This window comes from Mycobacterium sp., from assembly GCF_025965855.1.
In the GTDB taxonomy this organism is placed as follows: Bacteria; Actinomycetota; Actinomycetes; order Mycobacteriales; family Mycobacteriaceae; genus Mycobacterium.
Map to the genome: position 1 here is coordinate 1 of NZ_JAOPWB010000063.1, position 19227 is coordinate 19227.

At 65.5% G+C, this 19227-nt stretch carries 18 protein-coding genes and 1 pseudogene; 11 read left to right on the plus strand and 8 right to left on the minus strand.

Going from position 1 to position 19227, the window contains the following annotated elements; all coding sequences use genetic code 11:
- Positions 1-221: 221 nt before the first annotated feature.
- From JWP83_RS04515 to JWP83_RS04530, 4 genes are all read left to right on the plus strand, one after another.
- A complete protein-coding gene (locus tag JWP83_RS04515) occupies positions 222-1151 on the plus strand; it encodes an alpha/beta hydrolase (RefSeq protein WP_297726395.1) in 930 nt (309 codons plus the stop codon).
- An 85-nt stretch (positions 1152-1236) separates the two neighbouring features.
- Positions 1237-1845, plus strand: a complete 609-nt coding sequence (locus JWP83_RS04520; RefSeq protein WP_297726553.1) for a TetR/AcrR family transcriptional regulator — start codon at positions 1237-1239, stop codon at positions 1843-1845.
- Between the two features lie 241 nt (positions 1846-2086).
- A complete protein-coding gene (locus tag JWP83_RS04525) occupies positions 2087-2521 on the plus strand; it encodes an MmpS family transport accessory protein (protein ID WP_297726398.1) in 435 nt (144 codons plus the stop codon).
- Positions 2518-5412 (plus strand): RND family transporter, encoded by a 2895-nt coding sequence (locus JWP83_RS04530; protein ID WP_297726401.1) that lies wholly within the window; start codon positions 2518-2520, stop codon positions 5410-5412. Before JWP83_RS04525 ends, JWP83_RS04530 begins: the two co-directional genes overlap by 4 nt.
- Before the next feature lie 85 nt (positions 5413-5497).
- Here JWP83_RS04530 and JWP83_RS04535 read toward each other — a convergent pair whose 3' ends face one another.
- The 5 genes from JWP83_RS04535 to JWP83_RS04555 form a co-directional block, all read right to left on the minus strand.
- Positions 5498-6289 carry an SDR family oxidoreductase gene (locus JWP83_RS04535; RefSeq protein ID WP_297726404.1) on the minus strand — a complete coding sequence of 264 codons (792 nt, stop codon included), beginning with the start codon at positions 6287-6289 and terminating at the stop codon, positions 5498-5500.
- Between the two features lie 81 nt (positions 6290-6370).
- Positions 6371-6712, minus strand: coding sequence for a DUF732 domain-containing protein (locus JWP83_RS04540; protein WP_297726407.1), 342 nt, complete (start codon positions 6710-6712; stop codon positions 6371-6373).
- A gap of 249 nt (positions 6713-6961) precedes the next feature.
- Positions 6962-7834 carry a hypothetical protein gene (locus JWP83_RS04545; RefSeq protein ID WP_297726410.1) on the minus strand — a complete coding sequence of 291 codons (873 nt, stop codon included), beginning with the start codon at positions 7832-7834 and terminating at the stop codon, positions 6962-6964.
- Between the two features lie 255 nt (positions 7835-8089).
- The gene (locus tag JWP83_RS04550; RefSeq protein ID WP_297726413.1) at positions 8090-8455 is read right to left on the minus strand and encodes a DUF1801 domain-containing protein; all 366 of its coding nucleotides are present in this window, start codon (positions 8453-8455) and stop codon (positions 8090-8092) included.
- Positions 8456-8494: 39 nt separating this feature from the next.
- Positions 8495-9514, minus strand: coding sequence for an NAD(P)-dependent alcohol dehydrogenase (locus JWP83_RS04555; protein ID WP_297726415.1), 1020 nt, complete (start codon positions 9512-9514; stop codon positions 8495-8497).
- A 174-nt stretch (positions 9515-9688) separates the two neighbouring features.
- Here JWP83_RS04555 and JWP83_RS04560 point away from each other — a divergent pair.
- Both JWP83_RS04560 and JWP83_RS04565 read left to right on the plus strand, forming a co-directional pair.
- A pseudogene (locus tag JWP83_RS04560) lies at positions 9689-9886 on the plus strand (nuclear transport factor 2 family protein); the annotation flags it as partial.
- 64 nt (positions 9887-9950) lie between these two features.
- Positions 9951-11045, plus strand: a complete 1095-nt coding sequence (locus tag JWP83_RS04565) for an NAD(P)-dependent oxidoreductase (RefSeq protein WP_297726419.1) — start codon at positions 9951-9953, stop codon at positions 11043-11045.
- Between the two features lie 9 nt (positions 11046-11054).
- On the opposite strand, the gene JWP83_RS04570 is transcribed toward JWP83_RS04565, so the two are convergent.
- Positions 11055-12038: an NAD-dependent epimerase/dehydratase family protein gene (locus tag JWP83_RS04570; RefSeq protein ID WP_297726556.1), complete on the minus strand. Its 984-nt coding sequence runs from the start codon at positions 12036-12038 to the stop codon at positions 11055-11057.
- Positions 12038-13009 carry an aldo/keto reductase gene (locus JWP83_RS04575; protein ID WP_297726422.1) on the minus strand — a complete coding sequence of 324 codons (972 nt, stop codon included), beginning with the start codon at positions 13007-13009 and terminating at the stop codon, positions 12038-12040. Before JWP83_RS04575 ends, JWP83_RS04570 begins: the two co-directional genes overlap by 1 nt.
- 83 nt (positions 13010-13092) lie before the next feature.
- Between JWP83_RS04575 and JWP83_RS04580 the strand changes: the two genes are divergently transcribed.
- Both JWP83_RS04580 and JWP83_RS04585 read left to right on the plus strand, forming a co-directional pair.
- Complete coding sequence (locus JWP83_RS04580; protein WP_297726425.1) at positions 13093-14448, plus strand: acyltransferase; 1356 nt, start codon at positions 13093-13095, stop codon at positions 14446-14448.
- Positions 14449-14633: 185 nt separating this feature from the next.
- Positions 14634-14855 (plus strand): hypothetical protein, encoded by a 222-nt coding sequence (locus JWP83_RS04585; RefSeq protein ID WP_297726429.1) that lies wholly within the window; start codon positions 14634-14636, stop codon positions 14853-14855.
- On the opposite strand, the gene JWP83_RS04590 is transcribed toward JWP83_RS04585, so the two are convergent.
- Positions 14852-15505, minus strand: coding sequence for a TetR/AcrR family transcriptional regulator (locus JWP83_RS04590; RefSeq protein ID WP_297726432.1), 654 nt, complete (start codon positions 15503-15505; stop codon positions 14852-14854). The two genes, JWP83_RS04585 and JWP83_RS04590, sit on opposite strands and share 4 nt — an antisense overlap.
- A gap of 100 nt (positions 15506-15605) precedes the next feature.
- Between JWP83_RS04590 and JWP83_RS04595 the strand changes: the two genes are divergently transcribed.
- From JWP83_RS04595 to JWP83_RS04605, 3 genes are read left to right on the plus strand one after another with little or no spacing between them, the layout of a single operon-like run.
- Entirely contained in the window at positions 15606-16733 is a 1128-nt protein-coding gene (locus JWP83_RS04595) for a VOC family protein (RefSeq protein ID WP_297726435.1), read from the plus strand.
- The gene (locus JWP83_RS04600; RefSeq protein ID WP_297726438.1) at positions 16730-17665 is read left to right on the plus strand and encodes a fumarylacetoacetate hydrolase family protein; all 936 of its coding nucleotides are present in this window, start codon (positions 16730-16732) and stop codon (positions 17663-17665) included. The genes JWP83_RS04595 and JWP83_RS04600 overlap by 4 nt, the downstream gene beginning before the upstream one ends.
- Positions 17662-19209, plus strand: a complete 1548-nt coding sequence (locus tag JWP83_RS04605) for a bifunctional 3-(3-hydroxy-phenyl)propionate/3-hydroxycinnamic acid hydroxylase (RefSeq protein WP_297726441.1) — start codon at positions 17662-17664, stop codon at positions 19207-19209. The genes JWP83_RS04600 and JWP83_RS04605 overlap by 4 nt, the downstream gene beginning before the upstream one ends.
- The last annotated feature ends 18 nt before the right edge of the window (positions 19210-19227 follow it).

Genomic DNA, 19227 nt, shown 5'->3' on the forward strand with positions numbered 1-19227 from the left:
GCGCGCCGGACCGCAGTGTCACAGTCCGCCGGCTCGGTGATGGGGACCTGCGTCACTTTGTCGCCGGTGCGAGGATCCAGGACGCTGATGATCTTGGTCATGGTCGAAGCCACGACCGCGTTTACCCTCTCGGCGCGCCGGCCAATCAGTGAATGCCTATGGACATTATTCGCTTCATGTATGGTCGGCGTGAGCCGGCGCACCGGACCGGAGGGCACGCGATGGCAAACACTTACGCCGACAACGCCTTCACGTCGCGGCAGGCGTTGGATCCCGGTCTGCGCAAGGCGGCCCATTTCTTGCCCCGCGGATACGCCCTTCACCGCGGCTACAAGGTCCAGCGCGCGCTCATGAACCTCATGGGGAGCGCGGGCCGGATGCGCAACGTCCCGATGGCCGCGGTCAACGAGCACGTCACGGTTCGCCTGCACCGTCCCGTCAGCCTTCCCCACCCGGCAGCGGCGATGCTGTGGATCCACGGCGGCGGCACGATCATGGGACACGCCGCCCAGGACGACAAGTTTCTTCGCAAGCTGTCGCATCTCACCGGTGTCGCGGTGGCCGCGGTGGAACACCGGCTGGCGCCCGAGCACCCCTATCCGATCCCGGTCGAGGACTGCTATGCGGCGCTGCGGTGGCTGGCGCGCCAACCGTGGGTCGACCCGGAGCGCGTCGCGGTCGGCGGGGCCAGCGCCGGTGGACATTTCGCGGCCGCTGTGGCCCAGCGCGCCCACGATCGCGACGACGTCAAACTCGCGTTCCAGATGCTGGTCTACCCGATGCTCGACGACCGCACCGGCGCCCACCACGGCGGCCAGAGGCGGCTCATGTGGACCGAAAGCGACAATCAGCAGGCGTGGCTGTGGTACCTCAACGGCGCAGATCCTCGGGAGGCCGCGCCGGCTCGTCGGGAAAACCTGTCGGGCCTGCCGCCCACCTGGATCGGTGTCGGGACGTTGGACCTGTTCTATCAGGAGTGCTTGGACTATGGGCGACGCCTACGGGAGGCGGGGGTTCCCGTGCATGAAGAGATCGTTCCGGGCGCCTTTCACGCGTTCGATCAAATCGCGGGCAACGCACCGATTTCGGTGAAGTTCTTCGCCAGTCAGTGCGATCACCTGCGCGACGCCCTCGCCCCTGCTAATCCGTGAACAGCGCGCCGCAACGATGCGGTCGGGCCACGCCACCCGCGGCCAGTTGACTGCAAAGTTTGCGTATCGTGCAACTATGAGTGTTATGGGCAATCACATGGGTCTGCGCGAGCGGCGTCGCCGCCAGACCAGCGCGGACATCCGCGACGCCGCTGTGCGCCTGGCGACCGACCGCGGTTTCGACAAGGTGACCATCGAGGAGATCTGCGTCGAGGCGGGAATCTCGACGCGGACGTTCTTCAACTACTTCCCCACCAAGGAGTCCGCGATCGCCTACGGACCCTCCGACCTGCCCCCTGAGCTGGCCGAAGAGTTCGTCGCGGCCGGACCCGCCCCATATCGGGTGATCCTGGCCGAACTGATCACGCTGGCAGCGCACCATCTCCGCGACCTGCCCCCACGGCGCGAACAGGCCGCCGGCATGCTCGAGCTCGCCAAAACCAGCCCCGCCGTCTTGGCCGCGTTCCTCGCGGAGCTGGAGCGGTTCCAGAACCAGTTGACCGACATCGTTGCCCGCCGCCAGGGCATGCGGCCGGACGACGAGATATCCGCCTTGATCGCCGCGCTGGCATTGACGGCCGTGCGTTCTGGCATCGAACGGTGGGCCAGTGACGAGCCGAAGGATTCTGACGACACGCCGATGCCCTACGTCGAAAGCGCTGCCGCGCTGGTCAACAGCATCTTCGCGAAATGAACCGCCGGATAGTTAGCTAGATCACCTTTTTGCACTGTCTGCAAACTATGCAGGCGGTGTATTATGCTCTGGTGGCATCAGACGGGGCTTCGGCGATGCAGGGGCAGACTTCCCGGGGCCCGACGGCCCAAACCGTGCAGATCACGACGTCCTATGAACTTCGTTGTGGCGCAACGTAATGCGGTGATCACCTAGAGGGCGACGCACCACCGTTGATTGACGAGGAGAGGAATCCACGCAGGTGCAGCTATCCAAGGTCGTGCGCAATGCGTGGTTGCCGCTGTTGATCGTGGCGGTGGTGGTGATCGGCGGGTTCACCGTGGCGCGGGTCAAGTCGTTCTTCGCGGCCAACGACACGGGCGTCATGGCGAGCCCGCGGCAGGATGATTCCAAGCCGTTCAAGCCCAAGGTCGTCAAGTACGAGATTTTCGGCTCGGCAAGCCACGCAAACGTGAACTACCTGGATCTCAGCGCCGACCCGAAGCGCGTCGACGATGCGCCACTCCCCTGGACGCTGGTCCTCAGCACGACCGCCCCCTCGGTCTTCCCCAACCTCTCGGCCCAAAGCGACGGTGACCGCCTCGGCTGTCGCATCACCATCGATGACGAAGTCAAGGACGAGAAGATAACCAACGGCGTGCACGCCCTGACCTTTTGCTTGGTGAAATCCGCATGAGCGCAAGCGCTGAACACCCGACTGACACCCTCCCCATCGCCAGACACGCCGAGCGCCCGGCGATCCCGCGAATCATCCGAAGGTTCGCCGTACCCATCATCCTTGGCTGGATCGCGATCATCGCGGTGCTCAATGTGGTCGTCCCCCAGCTGGACGAGGTCGGGAAGATGCGCTCGGTCTCGATGAGCCCCGACGACGCGCAATCGGTCATCGCCACAAAGCACGTGGGTGAGGTGTTCGGCGAATACAAGTCCAACAGCTCGGTCATGATCGTTCTCGAGGGCCAGAATCCGCTCGGCAACGACGCACACGCCTACTACGACCAGGTAGTCAAGAAGCTCGACGCCGACACCAAACACGTCGAACACGTTCAGGACATGTGGAGCGATCCGTTAACCGGGGCGGGCGCACAAAGCAACGATGGTAAGGCCGCGTACGTCCAGGTCTACCTCGCCGGCAACCAGGGCGAGGCCCTGGCCAACGAGTCGGTCGAGGCTGTGCAAAACATCGTCAAGAGCGTGCCCACGCCCAACGGTGTCAAGGCCTACGTCACCGGCCCCTCCGCGGTGCAAGCGGATCAGCACATCGCCGGCGACCGCAGCCTGCAGGTGATCACCACCGTCACGTTCATAGTGATCATCGCGATGCTGCTGATGGTCTACCGGTCCATCATCACGGTGCTGCTCACGTTGGTGATGGTCGTGCTCGAACTAGCCGCCGCCCGTGGAATGGTGGCCTTCCTCGGCTACCACAAGATCATCGGGCTCTCCACGTTCGCCACGAACCTGTTGGTGACGCTGGCGATCGCGGCCGCCACCGACTATGCGATCTTCCTGATCGGGCGATATCAGGAAGCCCGGTCGGCCGGCGAATCGCGAGAAGACGCGTACTACACGATGTTTGGGGGCACCGCGCACGTCGTACTCGGGTCGGGCCTGACCATCGCGGGCGCGACGTTCTGCCTGCACTTCACCAACCTGCCCTACTTCCAGACGCTGGGCATCCCGCTGGCCATCGGCATGGTGGTCGTGGTCGCGGCGGCCTTGACGCTGGGCCCCGCGGTGATCTCGTTGGCGTCGCGCTTCCGCCAGACACTCGAGCCCAAGCGGGCGCAGCGGATTCGCGGCTGGCGCAAGATCGGCGCCGTCGTCGTACGGTGGCCCGGGCCCGTTCTGATCATGACGATCGCGATCGCACTCGTCGGTCTGCTGACCCTGCCCGGCTACCGGACCAACTACGACGACCGCAAGTACCTGCCCGCCGATCTGCCGGCGAACGCCGGCTACGCGGCCGCTGACCGGCACTTCTCGAATGCGCGGATGAACCCCGAGCTCCTGATGATCGAAAGTGACCACGACCTACGCAATTCCGCCGACTTCCTGGTGATCGACAAGATAGCCAAGTCGATCTTCCGGGTGCCCGGAATCTCGCGCGTGCAGGCGATCACCCGACCGCAGGGCACCCCGATCGAGCACACCTCGATCCCGTTTCAGATCAGCATGCAGAGCGTCACCCAGCAGATGAATCAGAAGTACCAGGCAGATCAGATGGCCGACATGCGCAAGCAGGCCGACATGATGCAGACGACCATCGACAGCATGGTCAAGATGCAGAGCCTGACCCAGCAGATGGCCGACACCATGCACATCATGGTCAAAAAGATGCACGACATGACCATCGACATCGCCGAATTACGCGACCACATCTCGGATTTCGACGACTTCTTCCGACCCATCCGTAGCTACTTCTATTGGGAAAAGCATTGCTACGACATACCGGTGTGCTGGTCGATTCGGTCCGTCTTCGACACCCTCGACGGCATCGACACGATGACCGATGACATCCAGAGCCTGCTGCCCGTCATGGATCACCTCGATACACTGATGCCCCAGCTCACGGCGCTGATGCCCGCCATGATCGAAAACATGAAGGACATGAAAACGACCATGTTGACCATGTATTCGACCCAAAAAGGGCTGCAGGATCAGCAGAACGAGGCGCAGAAAAACTCAAACGCCATGGGCAAAGCGTTCGACGCGTCCAAGAACGACGACTCGTTCTACCTGCCCCCGGAAACCTTCAACAACGCCGAGTTCAAGAAGGGCATGAAGAATTTCCTTCCGCCCGACGGCCACGCCGTGCGATTCATCATCAGCCACGACGGCGATCCGATGACACCGGAGGGCATTTCGCACATCGATGCGATCAAGAAGGCCACTTACGAAGCACTCAAGGGCACGCCCCTGGAGGGCTCCAAGATCTACCTCGGCGGCACCGCCGCAACCTTCAAGGACATGCAGGACGGCAGCAACTATGACCTGCTGATCGCCGGAATCGCTTCGCTGTGCTTGATTTTCATAATCATGCTGATCATCACGCGAAGTGTCGTGGCCTCAGCGGTGATCGTGGGCACCGTCCTAATTTCGCTGGCGGCGTCCTTCGGACTCTCGGTGCTCATCTGGCAGCACCTGGTCGGCATCGAACTGCACTGGATGGTGCTGGCGATGTCGGTCATCATCCTGCTGGCTGTTGGCGCCGACTACAACCTGCTATTGGTGTCCCGATTCAAGGAAGAGATCCACGCCGGCCTGAATACCGGCATCATCCGGGCAATGGGTGGGACCGGATCCGTGGTCACCTCGGCGGGGCTGGTGTTCGCCTTCACGATGATGACGATGGCGGTCAGTGAGCTGACCGTCATCGGCCAGGTCGGCACCACCATCGGCCTGGGGCTGTTGTTCGACACACTGGTCGTGCGGTCGTTGATGACGCCGTCGATTGCCGCTCTGCTGGGCAAGTGGTTCTGGTGGCCGCAACGGGTGCGGCAACGGCCGGTGCCTTCGCCTTGGCCCGCGCCAACCAAGAAAACCGAATCCTTGACGGCGGTATAGGTTCTCAAATTGGGCGCCGAGCCTGCGCACAGCGCGTGCTCGCCGCTAATGCTGTAGCGCTGGCCGCAGTTTCGGTGTGGTAGGGCTAGGTGACCCACTCGGGCTGCTGGCTGGCGTCGACCGCGGAGAAGTCCTTGTGCCCTAAACCGGCGGTGGTGCCGCCGTCCACGACGAACTCGGAGCCCGTCGAATAGCTGGACTCGTCGCTGGCCAGATAGACCACGAGGTTGGAAACCTCCCGCGGGTCGGCGGCCCGGCCCAACGCAGTCTGGAAGATGTCTTCGGGAACCCACTGGGTCATCGGCGTCTTGATGAGCCCGGGATGGATCGAGTTCACCCGGATTCCGCTCGGCCCCAGTTCGAGTGCCACCGATTTCGTCAGTCCTCGGACGGCGAACTTGCTTGCGGTGTAACCGTGGCACGCGATGGTACCGGCCATCCCCTCGATGGAGGAGATGTTGATGATCGATCCCCGCCCCGCGTCCTTCATCGGTTTCACCACAGCGCGGATGCCGAGGAACACGCCGGTCAGATTGACGTCGAGGATCTTTTGCCACTCGGAGATCGCGTAATCCTCGATGGTGCCGATGTTGAGGATGCCGGCGTTGTTCACCAGGACGTCGACGCCGCCGAACTCGCTCACGGCGGTGGCCACCGCGGATTCCCAGTGCTCGGGTCTGGTGACGTCCAGATGCACGTAGCGAACGGCGTCAGAGTTGGGGCCGAGTTCAGCCGCGACAGCCTTGCCCTCGTCGTCGAGGATGTCGCCGAACACCACCTTGGCCCCCGCGGCCACCAGGGTCCGCACGTGCGAGGCGCCCATCCCCCGGGCACCGCCACTGACGAGCGCGACCTTTCCAGCCAACCGTTCTGCCACTGCGCTTCTCCTGTCGTGCCGGGGGTTCTTGCACCATACATATGCGCGCAGTCGTATGACCAGGGCTTCGTCGAGAGGCCCTTACGTGCTTGGCTTGCTAGCGGGGTGGTGTTGTGGGCAGTAATCCGCGGTGGCCGCGCCGACGAACAACTGCGCCTGCCCCGGATTCAGTCGCTTGGCCCCCGTCAGCTGGTCCACCTCGTCCTTCTCGGTGTAGCCCGCGTAGAGGTCTTTGCACATCACCTGCGCCGCCTTCACGTCCAGTGCCGTGCTACCAAGGTTGACGCCATGCGTCTGCAGGAAGTTGGTGAAGTCCTGGCCCGTTTGGTCGGCGCGCGCGACGGTTGACGGCACCACCATGACCGCCAGTAGAGCGCCGAACGCGCACGCGGAAATCTTCTTAGTCAGGTCGCGCCGCTTCATCTTTTCCCCCATCACTTTCAAGGCTCGACACCAAATACAGATTGACCCGGTGGCCCGAAAATACACATCGGACTGTTTCTAGCATCCAAGGTGTCTAGCGTCGATGGTTGCCCATGTCAATGATCATTGTCCGCGAGGTCACGACGGTCAAGGGCCCACGCGCGGCACGGCCGTCGCCGAAGAAAGGTTTACCCGTCGGTCCCTCTTAGTTCGGGTTGAATTCAATCCCGCGCGCGACGGCCGACGGGATTAGTGGGAGCTCACCATCTCGAAGATCGCCGCGGCGGAGGTAATGGCCTTGTCCGCGTTTCCTTCGTCGTGCAGAAGCATCCGCACGCCGATGCGTCCGGGTCCGCCGGCATGCGCCGTGCCTTCCACGCGGAAGGGGCCCACCTTGCCGCGTGACATGAACATGACGTGCCAGCTGATGACCTGCACCTTTCTGGTTCCGGCGACCTCGGCGGCCAGGTCGGTCGCCGCGGTCTCGAGGACGACGTGTTGAGGTCCGATGTGCAGCGCGGCATCCGGCGAGGCGAGCTCGGCGCTCAGCGCCGGCAATACCCAATGGCCGTCGCCGCGCTGGCTGGCCCCGAAGGCTTGCCACAGCGGCGGCAGATCGGGCGAGTCTTCGACCACCAGCTCGGTGCCCGAAACGTCCATCTTGCCAAGGCCTTCCGGTGGGACACCGATGACGGCTCCCTGCCCCTCGTTGAAGGCGATCACCCGGTTGGGGTTGTCGGCGTCCACGATCGTGCACCGCCCGTAACCCATGGTCCGACCCTGGTGCACGATGCCGGACCCGACGATTTCGACCCTCGTGACGTCGTAGCCGGGGTCGATGATCTGTACCGACGCGATGACCGGGTTCGGCACCGCGACCATGTCGGTCTGGCATCCCTCCGGCGAGGAGATGGCCAACGGCGCCACCATGAGTCCACCGGCCTCGTTGCGCATGTCGCGGCGGATGGTGACGGTGGCGTCGCTCTCGCCGAGGTTCATCGACGAGTGGTTACGGCCGATGTAGCGGTAGCTGAGCAGTCCGGTCCAGCGTCGGAACAACTCGTCGCGGTAGGCGGAGGTGTCGTTGGCCAGCTCTCGGATGTCGCGAAGTTGGTCGCTCACTGTTGGTCCCCTTTTGCGGCTCTGCCCCGGCGCACCTGGTTGAACGGCACACCGCGATCGGCGGCGTACTCGCGCGGAAAGTTCAAGACCCACTCGCCGAGCCGTCGCCCATGGTGCGGCGCTCGTGGTAGAGCTGTCGTGACGCGACGTCCCACCCTTCGGCGCTCACCGAATTCGCCTGCGCGTCATCGCCGTTGGCCTCCTTGACCTTGTGCTGGGCGACTGTACAGCACCGCCTCGCGACTGTACAGGTCGCTAGGACGTGTTCAGCTGCACGGCGGCGCGGATAAGCGCCTTGAATGCCTTCTCGTCGATCCTGTCACCCTCGTGGAAATCGATGGCTCGCCTGGTGTTGCCGTCGAGGCTGGAGTTGAAGAGGCCCGACGGATCCTCTAGCGATGCGCCCTTGGCGAAGGTCACCTTGACGACGCTCTTGTACGTCTCGCCGGTGCAGATCATCCCGTCGTGGTACCACACCGGGACACCTCGCCACTTCCACTCCTCGACCACGTCGGGGTCGGCCTGCTTGATCAATTTCCTGATGCGAGCGAGCATTTCGCCGCGCCAATCCCCCAGCTCTTTGATCCGGGCGTCTATCAGCCGCGAGGGCGAGTCCGTCATGGTTGTCGTTACCTTCCCGATGGTTCCCAATGGTGACGGTCAGGGGATGGTTATTGCGATCTTGCCGACGTGCTCGCCGGCGCGCATCACCGCAAGTGCCCCCTGCAGTTGTTCCCAGTCGAAGACGTGGCTGATCTGGGGCTTGATGCCGGTACTCGATATCAACTCGCACAGGGCCCGGTGCGCGCGCACGCTGCCCACCGTGATTCCGACGACCCGCAGGTTGTTGAGCATCACTTCCGCGACTGAGATGGGCGCCGTGTCGAAACCGCTGAGCACGCCGATCACCGCGACCGTGCCTCCCACCCGCGCCGAGTGCACGGACTGCGCCAGCGTGGCGGGCCCACCTAGGTCGACGATCAGGTCGGCGCCCCTTCCGGCGGTCAGCCGCTTCACCTCGGTCTCCCAGTTTGGGGCCGCGCGATAGTTGATGAGATGCGTTGCGCCCAAATCTGATCCGATTTTTAGCTTGTCGTCGGACGACGACGTCAGAATCACCGTGGCGCCCAGCGCCCGGGCGAGCTGCACCGCGAACAGCGACACCCCGCCGGTCCCTTGGGTGACCACGACGTCGCCGTCGCCGATGTTGGCTTCCGTCAGGGCACTCCAGGCCGTCACACCGGCGCAGGGCACGGTCGCGGCCTCGACGTCGCTGAGGTGCCCGGGCGTGCGGACCAGACCCGAGGCGTGGGCGACGCGGTACTGCTGCAACCACCCGTCTTCCGTGTCGCCGGGCAGTTCCCTTTTGGCTTCCGGGGTTGGCGGCCCATCCAACCAACTCGGGTGGAACGTCCCCATGACGCGGTCACCCACTTGCAGCCCGTCGACCCCGGCACCGACGGCCACAACCTCTCCGGCGCCGTCGCTCATCGGCACACGCGGCCACGGCCCAGGCAGGAGCCCCATGAGATTGATGTTGTCGTGAAAGTTCAGGCTCGACGCCCGCACCCTGACCAGCGCCTGTCCCGGACCGGGTTCGTCAACCGACCTGTCCACGGTCTCGAGGGGCGCTCCGGGGCCGTTCATCACCACCGCGCGCTGACGATCCGGAATGCTCATGCGATGCGCGCCTCCTCATCCGTTGTGCCCGCGCGATACCCGTGGGTCCATGTGACCATAGGCCTCGGTGGGCCCCCGTTGAGACTCCGTGCGGCGGTGACAGACACCTTGGGCACCGCTCGACGCGTCGACCGCTTCGCGGGTTACAGTTTCGGCGTGAACTGTCACGCTAGGCTGCCCACCGACGACTTCGTCAGCGACACGTCCGAGGCCGGCGGCAAGCTGATCGTCGCCGCCGACGACTTCCTGGCGTTAACCCGCAAGGGCATCGGACGGCCCGCGCAGGCGAAGACGCACCAGGTCCACGCGCCCGAGATCGAACTGACATCGGCGACGACGGCGCGCGGGGTGTGGGCCCTGCAAGACGATGTTTCCGACCGAATCCGGCGGGTAGCTACCAAGCTCGCCGGCCGACTGATGGAGCAGTGATACGTCGATGAGTGTTGGCACCATTCTGGTCACCGGCGCGTTCGGTCAGGTCGGCAGGCGATGCGCGCAGATCCTGCTCGACCGGGGACGAACCGTCGTCGCCACGGACCTGCGGACCGACAAGACCCTCGCCGCCGCAGCCGAGTTGTCCCCGGGCGGCGGGAAGCTGATTCCGGCCTACATCGACCTGCTGGATGCCGAGGCGGTGCGCGAACTGGTCGCGACCCACCGGCCCGAGGCGATCATTCACCTCGCCGCCGTGGTTTCGCCCCCGTCGTATCGCAATCCCGCGCTGGCCAGACGAGTCAACGTGGGAGGCACGGAGAATCTGCTGGCGGCGGCCGCGGACCTGCCCGATCCCCCGCTGTTCCTGTTGGCATCCAGCGCCGCCGTCTACGGGTCACGCAATCCCTACCGCTATCCCGAGCGGATCGCGCCGTCCACCCCGGTGCAACCCATCGACCAGTACGGCGAGGATAAGGTGCTGGCCGAGGCGGCGATCCGGGCCAGCGGTCTGCCGTACGCGCTGTTCCGGTTGGGCGGAGTCATCTCGCCGGACACCCAGGCGAGCATCAACGGCGACCACTTGCTCCTGATGCGCTCGATGCCGGGCGACAACCGCATCCACACCGTGGACGCCCGCGACGTGGCGCTGGCATTCGCCAACGCCGTCGATCGCAAGGCCACGATCGCCGGCAAGGCACTGCTCATCGGCGGAAACGAATCGTATGTGATGCTGCAACGCGACCTCGAGGACGACCTGATGACCGCCGCCGGCCTGGGCCGACTCGGACCTTCGGCAAGCCTGCCCGGCGACCCCGGCGACGACCGCGGGTGGAGTTTCACCGGATGGTTTGACACCACGGAAGCCCAAGCGCTGCTTGACTTCCAACAGCATGACTGGCGCGAGACCACAGCCTGGATCGCCGAATCCCAGGGCCGTATGCGCATCATCCTGCGCGCATTGGGGCCGATCTTGCGGCCGTTGCTGCGCGCCGTCCTCAAGCTGCAGCGCCGCGCCGAGGGCCGGGGCCCGTACGCCGACCCGTGGGCGCTGATCGAGAAGAAATATGGCTCGGCGGCGCTGGCCGCTGCGGACTAACGCGCGCAGCTAGCTGCGCGAAGCGAAGAAGACCGCGGCCTTGCGGATCGAGTCTTCGACGGGTTCGGGTTTCCACCCGAGTTCGCGTTCGGCCTTGCCGTGGTCGAGGGGCGACATCAGCTCCGCCATGCGCATTCCGGCGTAGGCAAACGGAAGGTCTCGGCGCAGCAGGCGCGCCATCACGTCGTTGACGCGCGCACCGGCGCGCAGCGCCGCCATCGGGATGCCGATGCGCGGCGGCCGTCTGCCCACGGCGGTGGCGGCGATCCGATGCAGCTCACGGATGCTCATGTATCGGTCGGAGATGATGTAGCGCTCGCCGTTTCGTCCACGTTCCGCAGCCAAAAGCATTGCCGTGGCAGCATCTTCGATGCCCACGACTTCTGACGAGTAGCCGAAATAGAACGGGAAACGCCCGTTGGCGACGAGGGCGATCAAGGAGCCGTGCGGCGTCGGCGCCCAATCGCCCGGGCCATAGGTGGTGGATATGCACAATGCCACGCCGGGCAGCCCCTTGTCGCGGGCGTACGACAGCAGCAGGTTCTCGCCGGCCAATCGGGCTTGGATGTAGGCGCCACCCTGATCCCAGTTGTGCGGGTCGTCTTCGGTGACCGGCCGGCTGTCGCTGATCGCCAAAGATCCCGTGGTGCTGGTGTATACGAACTTCTTCAGGTCGGCGTCCAGGGCGGCGTCGAGAACGTGGCGCAGCCCTTCGACGTTGGTGCGAAACAACGGCGCCGGATCACGCAACCACATCCGGGCATCGACGACGCAGTAGTAGACGACGTCACAACCGGCCATGGCGGCACGCAAGGCACCGTCGTCGAAGACATCCCCGTAACAGCGCTCGACGGGGAGATCGTCGATCCCTTTAGTGGAACTGGTGCGGCGCAACATGACTCGCACGTCGGCACCAGTGGCGACGAGCTGGCGCGTGACATGTGATCCCAAGAAACCGCTGGGCCCGATCACCAGCTTCTTGTTGTCACCCATTAGCGGTCGATCCATCCCATTTGCGCCTCGGCGTGATGGCCGCCGACGGGCGGGGTGAGTCGGTCGATTCTCGCCAGTTGGTCGGGGGCGAGCTCAACGGTGTCGGCGGCGACGTTTTCCTCAAGCCGGGTGATGCGCTTTGTTCCCGGAATCGGCACGATGTCAGGACCTTTCGCCAGCAGCCAGGCCAACGCCACCTGAGCGGGGGTGGCGCCGACGTCGGCGGCGATGTCACGCAGCTCGTCCGCGCTCTGCAGGTTGTGCTGGAAGTTTTCGTCGAAGAAGCGCGGGTTGGTCTTGCGGTAGTCGCTGTCGGGAAGCTCCCCGTTGGAGCGGATTGCGCCGGTGAGAAATCCGCGGCCCAACGGCGAGTAGGCGACGAACCCGATTCCGAGTTCCCGCAATACGTCCAGCACCCCGACTTCGGGGTCGCGGGTCCACACGGAGTATTCGGACTGCACTGCGGTGATGGGATGCACGGCGTGGGCACGGCGAATGGTGTTGACACCCACTTCGGAAAGACCGATGTGGCGGATCTTTCCGGCGGCGACCAGCTCGGCCAGCGCTCCGATCGTGTCTTCGATCGGGGTCTCGCGGTCGAGGCGATGTTGGTAGTAGAGGTCGATGTAGTCGGTCGCCAGCCTCTGCAGCGACCCGTCCACCGCGATGCGGATGTTGGCGGGACTGCTGTCGAGGCCGTCACGGCCGGTGTGGGAGATCAGGCCGAACTTTGTTGCCAGTACCACCCGATCGCGCCGGCCCTGCAGGGCGCGGGCGACGAGTTCTTCGTTGACGTAGGGGCCGTAGACCTCGGCGGTGTCGATCAGCGTGACGCCGAGGTCGATGGCGTGATGGATCGTGCGGATGGATTCGGCGTCGTCGGTCCCGGCACCGGCATAGGCGACGGACATGCCCATCGCGCCCAGACCGAGGCGTCCAACTTCGAGTTCGGCGAGATGAGCTCGTTTCATGGCCCCATTGTGCGCCGACCGACGGCGCGTCCCTGGACGGGTACCGTGGCGCGAGTGCACGGCTTGAAACTTCCCGCGGCCTAATGGACGAGACCAACACGACGCAACCGGTCCGCAATCTGGCGGTGGATTTCTATCGCGTGTCGGGTGTGGTCCTGATCGTGTTGGGGCATTGGCTGGCCGGCGCGGTGACCTACAACGACGGATCTTTCGGCCGGCAGAACCCGCTCGTCGACATGCCTTGGACCCAGTGGCTGACGTGGCCCTTCCAGGCCGTCCCGACGTTCTTTCTGGTGGCCGGCTATGCCGGCGCGGTGTCCTGGACGCATCGGCGTGAGACCGAGGGTGTGTCGCGCCAGAGCTGGCTTCGGCGTCGATTGGCCCGGGTGCTGGGCCCGACGGCGGTGTATGTCGCGTTGGTCTCGGTGGTGGTGGCGGTGCTCGACGTCAGCCACGTGGCCGGTACGACGCTGGAGTATGCGGGTTGGGCGGTGGCCATGCACCTGTGGTTCCTCGCTGTCTACCTGGTCGTGGTGTCGCTGACACCGGCTGCCGTTGCGGCACATCGGCGTTGGGGACTGCTCGTGCCGGCGGCGCTGGCGGTGGGGGTGGTGGCGGTGGACGCCATCTCGATCGGCGGTCATGTGCACTATCTCGGCTGGCTGAATTATCTGCTGTGCTGGGGTGCGTTCTACCAGCTCGGAATCGCTTGGCGCGGAGGGCTACTGGCGGGTCGCAGACCCGTGCTGCTGGCCGCCAGTTCGGCGATCGCGCTGGCGCTGCTGATCAGGCTGGGCGCCTACCCGGTCAGCATGATCGGCGTTCCCGGGCAGACCATCGACAACACGACGCCGCCCACCGCGGCGCTGCTGGCCTTCGGATGCGCGCAGGCCGGATTGGTGATGACGCTCGCGCCCGCGCTCAACCGCGCGCTGCGCGCGGGTCCCGTCAAACGGGTGCTGGCCATCGGGAACAACAACGTCATGGCCCTTTACCTCTGGCACATGATCCCCGTCGTGGTCGTCGCGATCGTCGCCTATCCGGCGGGACTGTTGCCGCAACCGACCGAAGGTACGGGCCAGTGGTGGCTGGCCCGTCTGGAATGGGTGGTCGTCCTCAGCATCGCGGTAGCGATCGAGCTGGTGCTGTTGTGGTGGGGACGGCGCGTTTTCGCCGCGCCACTTCCGATGCTCGGGGTGCCGCTCAGTGATCGCTGGACCGAACCCGTCATTCTGATCGGTGCGGCGATGGCGGCCTTCGGCCTGTCGTTTCTCGCCGCCGACGGTTTCGCGCCCGACGGGCATTTCGGGTGGATGATCGCACTCATCTTCGCCATCGGGACGCTGCTCGTGGCGCTTCGTCCCACGCGGGTCAGCCGGCGGTCGGTCGACCCGGCGCCGACGACCGGAGCAACTCCAGCGCCTCCGCGTTCCTCTTGAGAGGGCCGTAATGCCCTGGTGGCAGAGGGTATCTGCGAACGTCTCCGGCAGGTCCGGAATATTCGAGCGCCCGGAGCAATGGAGACACCCTCGCTCAGGGAGGTCCCGTGGGTTTCGTCACAGTCGATAGACCGATCGAGAGAATATGGGTAGCCTAACCTAATGCTTGATTAGGAAGGCTCACTGTGACGGCCACCCTGCCGATCGATCCGCACGCCGACCCGTCCCGGCGCGCCTGGCTGCCCTGCCCGAACTGCGCCTGGGGCCGCAGCGCCTGCGCGGAGTGCCGCAGCGAGCGCAACTGTCGTGCGCACTGGCAGTACCTGCTAAGCAATCAGGCGACGCGGGTCAACCTGCAATGTCCGGGCTGCACGACCGTGTGGTCGACCGACACCCGAAACCGCTAAGGCTTCGCGAACGCGTCGTCGGGCAGCGGGAGTTGGCAGACCGCCTGCGCGTCCGCGCCGCTGAGCCCGAACAGACGCAGAACGCTTTCGGTGACGCTGTCGGCGGCCCGCGCGTCGTCGCGATCCGGGTTGTCACGCAACAGTTTTCCTAGCCCTAGCAGCGCGCCGCCGGCCATGAAGAGGGCAAGCTCGGGGTCATCGACCGTGAATCTGCCCGTGTCAACACCGGCCTTGATGTCGCGCAGCGCCCGCGGCGCCAGGCCCCGATCGGACGACAGCAGCGCCGGCCCGTTGGCCAACAGGATCTCGCTTTCCTGCGGGCGCCGACGAAACAGCCGTCCCGTCAGCCGGAAGGCGGTGGCGAACGTTTCCGCGGGGTCGTCGAGCGACTCGGTGAGCCGGTCCAGCATCGCTCCGTGCGCGTCCAGCACGTCGCTGACCGCGGCCTCGAACAATTGCTCCTTGCTGTCGAAGTGGTTGTAGAAGGAGCCCATTCCCACGTCGGCGGCCTGGGTGATCTCCAGGACCGGCACGTTGATCTTTCCTTCGGCGATCAACCGCTGGGCAGCCTTGATCAGCGCCGCCCTGGTGCGCTGTTTGCGCCGTTCCAAGCGGCTGGGCGGCTCCGGGCCTTCGGGCATCGCGCTCATCTTTAGCAGTATGCATCACTTTTGAGGATTTCGTCAGATAGGTCTTGACGGCGCGTCCACAAGTATGTGACGATTTCGTCAGTTAACTTGGAGATGCCCCATGAAAATGACACCCGCCCACCGGGACCTGCATAGCGAGCAGGGAGCGCTGCCGGGCGAACACCCCGGACGTTCCCGCAATCCGGTAATCAAAGTCGCCGACCTTGCGTGGCTCGAGTTCGAAAAGCCCGACCTCACGCGCGCCGAGGCGTTCTCCCGCGCCTTCGGCTTCCAAACGGCGAGGCACGATCCCGACGAACTTTACTTGCGCGGCACGCAGGCCGGCGCGCCGTGCGTAATCCTGCGCAGCGGGCCGCGCACGCGGTTCACCGGCGCCGCGTTTCGGGCCTGTGACGAGGCCGACGTGCGGCGCCTGGCCGACAAATCCGGCGCCCCCACGCGGCGGCTGCCGGAGCACATCGGCGGCCTCTCGGTCGACTTGATCGACCCCAGCGGCATGCCGGTCCGCGTCGTCGCCGGCATGCACGAACTGCCCGAGCTACTCGGCCAGCAGTCCCACGCCTTCAATTTCGGATGCGACGTGCGGCGGACCAACGCCGCCCAGCGTCCCCTGCGCGTGCCGGCCCGAGTGCAGCGACTGGGCCACCTGGTGGTCCAGTCGACGAAGTACCTCGAGGCGCTGGACTGGTACCTCGACAACCTGGGACTGATAGTCAGCGACTTCATGTTCTTCGGTGGCCAACGCCCCCGCGGGCCGACCATGAGCTTCATCCGGTGCGATCGGGGATCGACTCCGGCGGATCACCACACGCTGGCGATAGCGCTGGGTCCGGCCAACCGTTACCTGCACTCGGCGTACCAGGTCAGCGATCTCGACGCCATGGCCGTCGGAGGCGAATACCTCACGGACCGAGGCTATTTGCGCTCATGGGGAATCGGCAGGCACATCCAGGGCAGTCAAATCTTCGATTACTGGCGCGATCCCGATGGCTTCCTGGTCGAGCACTTCGCCGACGGTGACCTGTTCGACAACACTCTCGAACCCGGCTGGGCGCCCTTCACCGCGTCCGGACTCGCTCAATGGGGACCGCCGGCGACTAAAGACTTCCTCGGAACCGACCTGAAAACCGCTCGCCACGAACTGGTTTCGATGATCAGCGCGCTACGCGCACGCAACGAGTTCGATGTCAACCGCCTCCTCGGCCTACTGAAAGTGCCCACCTCATGACCGTTTCCGTGCTGCACACCGCCGACGCCTGGTGGCTCAAGACTCCCGACGGCGCCGCGAGGATCGACACCACCGCCACCACCACCGCCGGCCTGCTGTCCGACCGGGCCGCGATCCAGGCCGCCGCCAGCGCCGACACCGTCGCCGTGGACAGCCTGAAGCTGATCTCACCGGTGACCAGGCCGTGCCGGGTGGTGGCTCAGATGACCAACTTCGAGTCGCATGTCAAGGACGCGGGCATGGACCCGGCATCGGTTCCGCTCACCTTCTTTCGCAAGGCGTCGGCGTCGATCAACGGCCCCTTCGATGACATCGTCAAACCCCCACACGTCAAGCTGCTCGACTACGAGGTGGAGATCGGGCTCGTGATCGGACGCGCGATCCCGGTCGGCACAACCATTTCCGACGCGAACCTCGCCGAGTTCATCGCCGGCCTCGTCGTCACCGACGACGTCTCCGCTCGGGATATCCAACTTCCGCAGACCCAGTTCTACGAGGCCAAGTCCTATCCGACATTCACGCCGGTCGGACCCGAGCTGGTCCTGCTCACCGCCGACGAGATCAAGCGATTCGGCGATCTGCGGCTGCGCCTGAGCGTCAATGGCCAAGAACGGCAAAACGCGCTCGTCGACGGCGACATGCTGTATCGCCCGCTGGAGGCGCTGCAGTCGCTCACGCAATTCCAGGAACTCGCCCCCGGCGACCTGGTGCTCACGGGCACCCCTTCGGGCACCGCGCTCAGCGCGCCGCCGAAGCCGGTGCAGATCATCGGAAACCTGTTGCCGCCGTCCCTCAAGTGGAAGGTGTTCTTCACGCGTCAGGCCGGCAACCGCAACTATCTGCAGGACGGTGACGTCGTCGAGGCATCCGTGGCCACCGACGACGGGGCCGTCGACCTCGGAACTCAGCGCGCCACAGTCCGATTCGCGTGACGGACACCCCCCTTCGGCACGTTCCCGTCGTCATCGTGGGCGCCGGCCCGACCGGCATCACCGCCGCCACGCTGCTGGCGCAGTACGGGCTGGAGTGCCTCGTCCTCGACCGCTGGCCCGGGGTGTACCCGCAGCCACGCGCCGTGCACCTGGACGACGAAATTTACCGCGTCATCGCCCGCCTCGGCATCGCCGACGAGTTCGCCGCGATCTCACGGCCCACGCTGGGTCTGCGGCTGCTGGACAACCGATCGCAGCGATTCAGTGTGCTTGCCGAGTTCAACCGCGACCCCGCCCGCAGCCCCAACGGCTTCGCGCAGGCCAACATGTTCGATCAACCCGAGCTCGAGGCGCTGCTACGCACAAACCTCAAGCGATACCCGAACGCCCGGGTACGCGGTGAAGCCGAGGTCACGCAGGTGACGGACAGCGGGGAGAGCGTCCGCGTCACGTTCACCGACCGTTCCGACGGCCACGTTCACCACATGGACGCCGATTACCTGCTGGGCTGCGACGGCGCCAACAGCATTGTGCGCGCTGAGATCGGCTCGGCCATGCGGGATTTGCGCTTTGAGCAGCGCTGGCTTGTTGCCGATGTCGCCAGCCCCGCCGACCTGCGGCAGTGGGACGGCGTGCACCAGGTGTGCGACCCGGTTCGCGCCGGAACTTACATGCGGATCGGGCCGGCCCGCTATCGCTGGGAGTTCCGGCTGCTGGCCGGCGAGTCCGCCGAAGACTTCCGCACTTTGGATGCGCTGGGGCCGCTGATCGCGCCCTGGACCGCCGGCATCGCGAACAGCGAATTGCAGGTGCTGCGCGTCACCGAGTACACATTCCGCGCGCAGATCGCCGACCGATGGCGCCGCGGGAACGTGTTCATCCTCGGCGACGCGGCGCACCTCACTCCCCCGTTCATCGGCCAGGGCATGGGAGCGGGACTGCGGGATGCGGCCAACCTCGCCTGGAAGATCGCCGGGGTGCGCAACGGCACCCTGGCCGCAGACGTCCTCGACAGTTACGAGCAGGAGCGTAAACCACACGCCCGGGCCATGATCCAGCTGGCGCTGGGTGTCGGCTGGGCGATGACCGGAGGCGGACGCGTGGGCAACGTGGCACGCCGCGTGGTGCTGCCCCGGCTGCGGCTGATCCCCGGACTGCGCGACAAGGTGGTCGACTCGACCACACCGACGCTGCGCGCCTCCGCGTTGGTATGCAAATCCCGCCGGCGGCGCCAACTCGCCGGCACGCTGTGCCCGAATCCATTGCTGCCCAATGGTCAACGGCTCGACGACGTCATCGGCACCGGCTTCGCGCTGATCACCACGAAGCACCCCGGCGTCGGCGACCAAACGCTACTCCGGCGCCGCGGCGTCGTCGTCGTGGCCGCCCAACCCGGCAGCGCGCTCAGTGCGTGGCTGCGCCGTGGCCGCGCCACGGCGGCGTTGGTGCGCCCGGACCGGACGGTCATGCGCGCCGGGCGCGACCTCGCGGCGATATGTGCGTGGGCGGCCACCGTCCTGAACACCGAGGAAGCGTTCAGCTAGGCGACCCCGGCTTCGCGA

Bases quoted from the DNA above. Each gene is read 5' to 3' on its own strand.
- JWP83_RS04515 (WP_297726395.1), top strand. From the start codon at position 222: ATGGCAAACACTTACGCCGACAACGCCTTCACGTCGCGGCAGGCGTTG.
- JWP83_RS04520 (WP_297726553.1), top strand. From the start codon at position 1,237: ATGGGCAATCACATGGGTCTGCGCGAGCGGCGTCGCCGCCAGACCAGC.
- JWP83_RS04530 (WP_297726401.1), top strand. From the start codon at position 2,518: ATGAGCGCAAGCGCTGAACACCCGACTGACACCCTCCCCATCGCCAGA.
- JWP83_RS04540 (WP_297726407.1), bottom strand. From the start codon at position 6,712: ATGAAGCGGCGCGACCTGACTAAGAAGATTTCCGCGTGCGCGTTCGGC.
- JWP83_RS04550 (WP_297726413.1), bottom strand. From the start codon at position 8,455: ATGACGGACTCGCCCTCGCGGCTGATAGACGCCCGGATCAAAGAGCTG.
- JWP83_RS04555 (WP_297726415.1), bottom strand. From the start codon at position 9,514: ATGAGCATTCCGGATCGTCAGCGCGCGGTGGTGATGAACGGCCCCGGA.
- JWP83_RS04565 (WP_297726419.1), top strand. From the start codon at position 9,951: ATGAGTGTTGGCACCATTCTGGTCACCGGCGCGTTCGGTCAGGTCGGC.
- JWP83_RS04570 (WP_297726556.1), bottom strand. From the start codon at position 12,038: ATGGGTGACAACAAGAAGCTGGTGATCGGGCCCAGCGGTTTCTTGGGA.
- JWP83_RS04575 (WP_297726422.1), bottom strand. From the start codon at position 13,009: ATGAAACGAGCTCATCTCGCCGAACTCGAAGTTGGACGCCTCGGTCTG.
- JWP83_RS04580 (WP_297726425.1), top strand. From the start codon at position 13,093: ATGGACGAGACCAACACGACGCAACCGGTCCGCAATCTGGCGGTGGAT.
- JWP83_RS04590 (WP_297726432.1), bottom strand. From the start codon at position 15,505: ATGAGCGCGATGCCCGAAGGCCCGGAGCCGCCCAGCCGCTTGGAACGG.
- JWP83_RS04595 (WP_297726435.1), top strand. From the start codon at position 15,606: ATGAAAATGACACCCGCCCACCGGGACCTGCATAGCGAGCAGGGAGCG.
- JWP83_RS04600 (WP_297726438.1), top strand. From the start codon at position 16,730: ATGACCGTTTCCGTGCTGCACACCGCCGACGCCTGGTGGCTCAAGACT.